Here is a 7,216-nt window from a genome sequence, read left to right on the forward strand (position 1 = left end):
CCGGCATGGCGCAGCTGGAGCCCTGGCGGTCGACGGGCGTGGCGCTCACCTTCGTGGATGAGCCGGGGACCGACCGGGCGCCGGCCTTCGGCGACGGACTCGTCCGACTGCGGGAACTGAAGCGGGCGTTCGACCCGAATGGGATGCTGCTGGGGGCGCATCCGATCTGATCGCGCGCGGGTTCTCGTGGGGCGGGTTGGGGGACGGGCGGAGGTGCGGGCCGGATGACGGCCCCGCCTCCGTCCGGCGTCGGGGGACAATGGACCCATGTCCCCTGCGCTGAACGAGATCGCCGACTCCGAGTACGTGCTGCTGACGACCTTCCGCAAGACCGGGGTCGCCGTGAGCACGCCGGTGTGGGCGGCGCCCGACGGGGACGAGCTGCTCGTGACGACGGGTGGCGCATCGGGCAAGGTCAAGCGGCTGCGTCACACCGCGCGGGTCACACTGACGCCGTGCGACGTGCGCGGCAACGTCGCCGACGGCGCGGCGACCGTCGAGGCCACCGCGACCGTGCACGACGACGAGGCGACCATGGCGCGCCTCGACCGGGCGCTGAACGCCAAGTACGGCATCAAGTACAAGATGATCCGCGCAGGCCAGAAGCTGCGCCGCGGGCAGAGCGATTCGGTCGCGCTCATCATCCGCTGAGCCGCAGTCGCGCCGCACGCACATCCACTCTGCGGCCGCAGCGCCCGCGCCAGGCGGACCCCCCCGCGCCCGCGGCATCCCGCGAACTACGATCGAAGCACCGCCCGCCATCTGAGGAGTCCCGCCGTGCCCGCTGCCGCTGACGCACTCGCCCACGCCGACGACCTCGCCGCGTTCGTCGCGGCGTCGCCGTCGAGCTTCCATGCCGCGACTGAAGTGGCCGAGCGCCTCGTCGATGCCGGCTTCACCCGGCTCGATGAAACCGAGGCGTGGCCGCATGCCGCCGGCGGTCGCTTCCTGGTCGTGCGCGACGGTGCCGTGATCGCGTGGGTCGTCCCCACGAGCGCGACGGCGCAGACGCCGGTGCGCGTCTTCGGGGCGCACAGCGATTCGCCCGCGTTCAAGCTCAAGCCCCAGCCGACCACGGGGTCGCTGGGCTGGCTGCAGGCGGGCGTGGAGGTCTACGGCGGCCCGCTGCTGAACTCGTGGCTCGACCGCGAGCTGCGCCTGGCCGGCCGGCTCGTGCTCGACGACGGCACGTCGGTGCTGACGGCGACGGGTGCGCTCCTGCGCCTGCCGCAGCTGGCGATCCACCTCGACCGTGAGGCCAACGACCACCTGGCGCTGGACAAGCAGACGCAGACACAGCCTGTGTGGGGCCTCGGCGAGGCGGACTCGGCCGACCTGCTGGGTGAACTCGCGCGCGCGGCGGGGGTGGATGCCGCCCGCATCCGCGGTTACGACATCGTCACCGCCGACGCCGCCCGCGGCGAGGTCTTCGGCCGCGACGACGTGTTCTTCGCCTCCGGGCGGCTGGACGATCTGGCATCCGTCCACGCCGGCGTCGTCGCCTTGGAGCGCGCGGCAGACGGGTTCGACGCCGACCACATCGCGATGCTCGCTGTGTTCGACCACGAGGAGGTCGGGTCTGGCACGCGGTCGGGTGCGGCAGGACCCTTCCTCTCCGACGTGCTGGAGCGGGTGTGGATCGGGCTCGGTGCCGACCGCGAGGCCCAGCTGCGTGCGATGGCCGCGAGCTGGTGCGTCTCGAGCGATGTGGGGCACGCCGTGCACCCGAACTACCCGCAGAAGCACGACCCGGTGGTGCGTCCCAAGTTGGGACAGGGGCCCATCCTCAAGATCAACGCGAACCAGCGGTACGCGACGGATGCCGTGGGAGCCGCGGCCTGGAACGGCTGGTGCGCCGACGCCGGGGTGGCGTCGCAGGAGTTCGTCTCCAACAATGCGGTGCCGTGCGGCTCGACGATCGGTCCCATCACCGCGACCCGGCTCGGGATGCGCACGGTCGATGTCGGCATCCCCATTCTGTCGATGCACTCCGCGCGGGAACTCGCGGGCGTCAGCGACCTGTGGGATCTGCAGCGCGTGGCCGAGGTCTTCTTCCGCGGCTGACCCGCGGGCCGCGGTGCCCGGCGCGCCTCAGGCGCGGGGAAGCGGGGCGACGTCGGGAGTCGGATCGGTCGCGAGACGGGCGTGCATCTCGACGTCGAAGCGTTCCTCGCCGTAGCGGAGCTTGGCGCGCTCGAGGCCTTCTCGTGCGAATCCCGCGCGCGTGGCGACCCCGCACGAGGCGGGGTTGTTGACGCGGTGGCCGAGCTCGAGCCGGAAGAGCCCGGCGTCTGCGAACGCCCAATCCGACGCGGCCGCGAGCGCGCGGGCGGCAAGACCGCGGCCGCGGGCGGCGGATGCCAGCCAGTACGACACCCACGCGGTGTCATGGCGCCGGTCGATGTGGGTCAGGGCGACGCTGCCGACCGGGACACCTTCGTCGACGACCACCCAGACACGCTGGGCGGAGTCCGAATGCAGCGATCGGGCGATGAACGCACGTGCACCGTCGGGGGATGCCAGATCCTCCACCGGCAGCTGGGTGACGAGGTCGGGCGTCGAGGCCACCGCGTCGACCAGTGCGGGCGCGTCGACCGCGGTCCAGGCGCGCAGCAGGGTGGTCATGCGATCAGCGTAGGGGTGCGCGACGCCGGGTCAGGAGCCGGTGAGGGCGGCCGCGTAGGCGCGGATCGACCGGTTGTAGCGGGGGAGAGTCGGCTCGACCGCTTCGATCGCGACGCGGAGGGCTTCGTCGTGGCGGCCCGCGCTGTGCAGGGCGAGGGCGAGGAACACCGCCGGTGCCGAGCCCACCGACGCGTGCGACGGGGCGTCTTGCAGCATCGTGATGGCCTCGTCGATGCGGCCGAGGTTGCGCAGCGTCGAGGCGTGCTGCACCGCGAGCTGTGCGGCGCGGGCGGGATCGGTGCCGGCCAGGGCCGCCGCTGTGGCCGCGGCGTACTGCTCGTCGGCATCCGCTTCCTCACCGGCGGAATCCAACGCGCCGCCGAGCTCGAAAGCCCCCAGCGACGGATGAGGTGCGGCGGATGCCAGCACGCGCATGCGGTCCACGCGCTCGCGGTCGTCGATCGTGTCGTCCGCCCACAGAGCGGCGATCTGCTGTTCCCATTCGGCGGAGGTCATCCCGCCAGCGTATTCCGCGGTGGAGGGACGATCGCAACCGGCATCACGCGTCGGTGTAGAAGCGCCAGGCCAGCCCGGGGTAATCGACGACCATGCCGTTGTGGTCCACCGAGAGGTCGGAAGAGAAACTGCGGTCGCTGTTGGCATACGTGACCGTGCGCCGGCCGTCGGTCTCACGGGAGCTGTACGTCTGCTCGCTGCGGCTGACCCGCAGCGAGGGTACGTCGACCATCGCCATCGAGAGGGCGGTTTCGTCGCGGTCCCTGCGGTGCAGGTCGAGGCGCCGGATGGGCATGGCGTTGGTCACGGGGCAGAGGCCCAGGTCGCAATCCACTGCGCCGCTCAAATCGACGTCGTCGGCCATCCCCGGGTCGGGCAGGTCCACGGTGCCGGTGTGGGTCCCCGTTGCGCGCCAGTCGCCGTCGCGGCTGCGGCGAAGGTCCAAGGAGCGTGACCAGCCTTTGCCGAGCGAGCGGACCCGCAGGTGGTCGGTGAGCCAGCCCTCCCCGACGTCGAGCGTCCAGGACATCGTGTATCCGCGCGTGACCGAAGACCCGTGGGCCTGCATCCCCTGATCCCGGAACCGCACGTAAGCGGTGTCGACCCTCGACGGGTCGTCTTCGCCCCGCCACTGGTATCGCTCGCTCTTCATCCTTCGTGTCTACCCCTGCCCCTCGGCGGAGGCAATGGGCTTGACCGAGCACGCCGCCCACCTGGCATCCGCCCCGCGCGGGCGACACGGATCCCCCTGTTGCAATCCCCCTGAGCGATATATCGTCAAGTATCGGTGAGACTCACCGACTCTTGAGGGGGAACACCATGAGCGGTTCATTCGGTACAGGCGGATTCGGCGGCGGCCAGGGCAGCGGCGGTCGCGGCGGCGGCTTCGGGGCGGGGCAGGGCGGCTTCGGCGCGGGCTCGCACGGCTTCGGCATCGGTGACCTCGGTCAGGGGATGTGGGATGCCGTCGACCAGCTGCGTCGCGCCTTCGAGCCTCGTCCCAGCGGCGGCAGCCGGATGGGACGCGGCGACGTGCGCGTGGCGGTGTTGACGCTTCTCGCGGAGCGGCCCATGCACGGCTACCAGATCATCCAGGAGATCGAGGACCGCAGCGGCGGGTCGTGGAAGCCGAGCGCCGGCAGCGTCTACCCGACGCTGCAGCTGCTCGCCGACGAGGGTCTGATCACCGCTGAAGAGGCCAACGGTCGCAAGACCTACGCCCTCACCGAGGCGGGCCGCATCGAGGCCGATTCCGTCGCCGGCAAGTCCGCGCCCTGGGAGGGGCAGTCCAAGGAGAACGCCCGCCTGACGGCGCTTCCGAAGGCGGGCATGGAGCTGGCGCAGGCAGCGACGCAGGTCGGTCGCTCGGGCACGCCCGAGCAGGTGCAGGAGGCCGTCGAGATCCTCAACGACGCACGGCGTCGCCTGTACGCCCTTCTCGCGCAGAGCTGACCCGCGTGACGGGGGAGCGTCGGGGCCTGCGTGGGAGCATCCCCGGCGTCGGCGACACCCGCGCCCGGTACCGGCGCATTCTGCGCTTCGCTGCGCGCTACCTCGTGCAGTCGTGGTGGTTCGAGCTCTTCCTGCCGCGCTTCGGCCTCGGGCGTTTCGTCGCCCGGGGTCGTGCGGCGCGCATGACGCGCATCGCCCAGCGCTTCCACGTGCTGGCCGTCGACCTCGGCGGGCTCATGATCAAGGTGGGGCAGTTCATGTCGTCGCGCCTGGACGTGCTGCCGCCGGAGATCACCAAGGAGCTCGAGGGTCTGCAGGACGAGGTGCCGCCGGTGCCGTTCCCCGCCATTCGGGCGGCCGCCGAGGCCGAGCTCGGGATGCCGCTGGATCTCGCCTACGCCTGGTTCGACGAGGTGCCTGTCGCTGCGGCATCCCTCGGTCAGGCCCATCGCGCGCGCCTTGCGGCTCTGGATGAGGAGATCAGCGGGTTCGACGAGGTCGTGGTGAAGGTGCAGCGGCCCGGCATCCAGGAGATCGTCGACGTCGACCTCGCGGCGCTCCGTCGGGTGGGGCGCTGGCTCAGCCGGGTGCAGGTGGTCGCGCAGCGCGTGGACATGCCCGCGCTCGTCGAGGAGTTCGCCATCACGAGCATGGCCGAGATCGACTACCTGCTCGAGGCGGGGAACGCCGAGCGGTTCGCCGAGAACGCTGCGGGCGACGCGCGCGTGTCGGTGCCCGAGGTGGTGTGGGAGCGGACGACCCGGCGGGTGCTGACCCTCTCGGATGTCACCGCGATCAAGATCAACGACGTCGACGCGCTGCGGGCGGCGGGCATCGACCCGTCGGAGGTGGCGCGCACCTTCGCGTCGGTGATGTTCGAGCAGCTGTTCGGTGACGGGTTCTTCCACGCGGATCCTCACCCGGGCAACATCTTCGTCACGCCGCTGGGCTCCGCTGGGGTTGGGCCGGGCGGCGGACCGAACGCCGCTGCCGCGCCATCCTGGCAGCTGACGTTCATCGACTTCGGGATGATGGGCGAGGTCACTCCCAAGCTGCGGCGAGGGCTGCGAAAGCTCGTGATCGCGGTGGCGTCGCAGGACGGCAAGGGGCTCGTCGACAGCATCGGCGACGTGGGCGTGCTGCTGCCGTCGGCCGACACCCGGGAGCTGGAGCGGGCGATGACGCAGCTCTTCGCCCGGTTCGGGGGGATGGGGTTCGCCGAGCTGCAGCAGGTGGACCCGAAGGAGTTCCGCGACTTCGCGGTGGAGTTCGGCGACGTCGTTCGCGACATGCCGTTCCAGCTGCCGGAGAACTTTCTGCTCATCATCCGAGCGATGTCGCTCGTGTCGGGGGTGTGCAGCGCGCTCGAGCCCGGGTTCAACATGTGGGAGGCCATCGAGCCGTATGCCGGGCAGTTGATGCGCGACGAGCGGGGCAACGTCGTGCAGGATGCCGCGCGGCAGGCGCTGAGCAACGCGGCCGTCGCGGCGGCGCTGCCTCGACGGCTGGACGGCTTCCTCGATCGCATCGAGGACGGCCGCATCGCCGTGCAGACGCCGCGGCTGGATCGGCGGTTGGCCCGGCTGGAGCGGGCCGCGCGCCGGATCGTGTCGGCGATCCTCTTCGGGGGCCTCTTGGTGGGTGGCGCGCTGCTGCGCTCGACCGACGAGGTGTTCGGCGCGGTGCTGATGGCGGTCTCGGCGCTGCCGCTGGCGCACGCCCTGTTCGCAGGGATGGTCGGTCCGCGCGGACCGGCGTGAGTCAGGCCGAGTCGGTCTCGGAACGCGCGCTGCACCATTCGACGAACTTCTTCGCCCGTCCGTCCGGGGCGAAATGCACCTCCCAGAGGTTCACGTAGTCGGTGCCGCCCGGGTAGTCGATCGTGCCGGTGACGATGCCGACATCGTCGTTCTCGACCAGCACGTCGAGTTGATGCTGCGGGTCAGCGCCTTCGGACTCCGGCCAGGCGGCGAGGATCGCGTCGATCCCGCGCGCCGGGTCGGGGTCGTCGGGGCGGAACCAGTACTCGGCGTCATCGGTGAAGATGGCGCGGACATCGTCGGGGTTCTCGGTCTGCCAGGCGGTGATGTATCCGTCCAGCCATTCGCGTGTTCTGCTCATGCGGATGGTCTACTCCGGGGCGCGGACACCGTGCGGCGGGGTTGACAGTCGGTCGGGGCGGTGCGCCTGAGAACGGGGTGATCCACCGCGGAGCTCACGGGGGAGGGGGGACAGCAGAGGGGCTGCGCCCTCAGAAGGGTGCGGGATCGAACTCGTCGGGTTCGGTCGCGAACGCGACTTCGCTCACCGGGCGGTCGATGTAGACCCGGCCCGTGGGCGAGGTCCATTTCAGCACCCCGCCACCGAGCTGTTCCACACGCCAGGTCGAGTGGTGTTTTCCGGTGTGATGTCGCTCGCAGAAGTGAGCGAGGTTGCAGACGGCGGTCGGCCCGCCCCGCGCGTGGTCGATCGTGTGATCGATGTCGCACAGCCGAGCCGACACTCGGCAGGCGATGAATCGGCAGTGCTGATCGCGGGTGCGCAGGTAGCGGCGCATCTCTTCGGAGGGGCGGTAGCGGTCAACGGCGAGGACCGCCCCCGAGATCGGGTGGGTGAGGATGCG

General features: G+C 71.0%; 9 protein-coding genes. 4 read left to right on the forward strand and 5 right to left on the reverse strand.

The features are described 5' to 3' along the window. Positions 1-267 precede the first annotated feature (267 nt). Together NQ160_RS15015 and NQ160_RS15020 are read left to right on the forward strand one after the other, a co-directional pair. Positions 268-651, forward strand: coding sequence for a PPOX class F420-dependent oxidoreductase (locus NQ160_RS15015; protein WP_257516000.1), 384 nt, complete (start codon positions 268-270; stop codon positions 649-651). A gap of 126 nt (positions 652-777) precedes the next feature. Next, complete coding sequence (locus NQ160_RS15020) at positions 778-2,064, forward strand: M18 family aminopeptidase (RefSeq protein ID WP_257516001.1); 1,287 nt, start codon at positions 778-780, stop codon at positions 2,062-2,064. Positions 2,065-2,091: 27 nt separating this feature from the next. Here the strand turns inward: NQ160_RS15020 and NQ160_RS15025 are convergent, their stop codons facing one another. Genes NQ160_RS15025 through NQ160_RS15035 form a run of 3 tightly spaced genes read right to left on the reverse strand, consistent with a single transcriptional unit; the run spans position 2,092 to position 3,793 of the window. Then, a complete protein-coding gene (locus tag NQ160_RS15025) occupies positions 2,092-2,625 on the reverse strand; it encodes a GNAT family N-acetyltransferase (protein ID WP_257516002.1) in 534 nt (177 codons plus the stop codon). Between the two features lie 30 nt (positions 2,626-2,655). Next, complete coding sequence (locus NQ160_RS15030) at positions 2,656-3,141, reverse strand: tetratricopeptide repeat protein (RefSeq protein ID WP_257516003.1); 486 nt, start codon at positions 3,139-3,141, stop codon at positions 2,656-2,658. Between the two features lie 43 nt (positions 3,142-3,184). Beyond that, positions 3,185-3,793: a putative glycolipid-binding domain-containing protein gene (locus tag NQ160_RS15035; RefSeq protein ID WP_257516004.1), complete on the reverse strand. Its 609-nt coding sequence runs from the start codon at positions 3,791-3,793 to the stop codon at positions 3,185-3,187. A gap of 167 nt (positions 3,794-3,960) precedes the next feature. Here NQ160_RS15035 and NQ160_RS15040 point away from each other — a divergent pair, with 167 nt between their 5' ends. Together NQ160_RS15040 and NQ160_RS15045 are read left to right on the forward strand one after the other, a co-directional pair. After that, positions 3,961-4,593, forward strand: a complete 633-nt coding sequence (locus tag NQ160_RS15040) for a PadR family transcriptional regulator (RefSeq protein WP_257516005.1) — start codon at positions 3,961-3,963, stop codon at positions 4,591-4,593. Between the two features lie 5 nt (positions 4,594-4,598). Next, positions 4,599-6,353, forward strand: coding sequence for an ABC1 kinase family protein (locus NQ160_RS15045; RefSeq protein ID WP_257516006.1), 1,755 nt, complete (start codon positions 4,599-4,601; stop codon positions 6,351-6,353). A 1-nt stretch (position 6,354) separates the two neighbouring features. Here the strand turns inward: NQ160_RS15045 and NQ160_RS15050 are convergent, their stop codons facing one another. Next, positions 6,355-6,714: a nuclear transport factor 2 family protein gene (locus NQ160_RS15050; protein ID WP_257516007.1), complete on the reverse strand. Its 360-nt coding sequence runs from the start codon at positions 6,712-6,714 to the stop codon at positions 6,355-6,357. 130 nt (positions 6,715-6,844) lie between these two features. Next, on the reverse strand, positions 6,845-7,216 hold a 372-nt coding region (locus NQ160_RS15055), incomplete at its 5' end, for an HNH endonuclease (protein ID WP_257516008.1).

The organism is Microbacterium sp. zg.Y909, assembly GCF_024626565.1.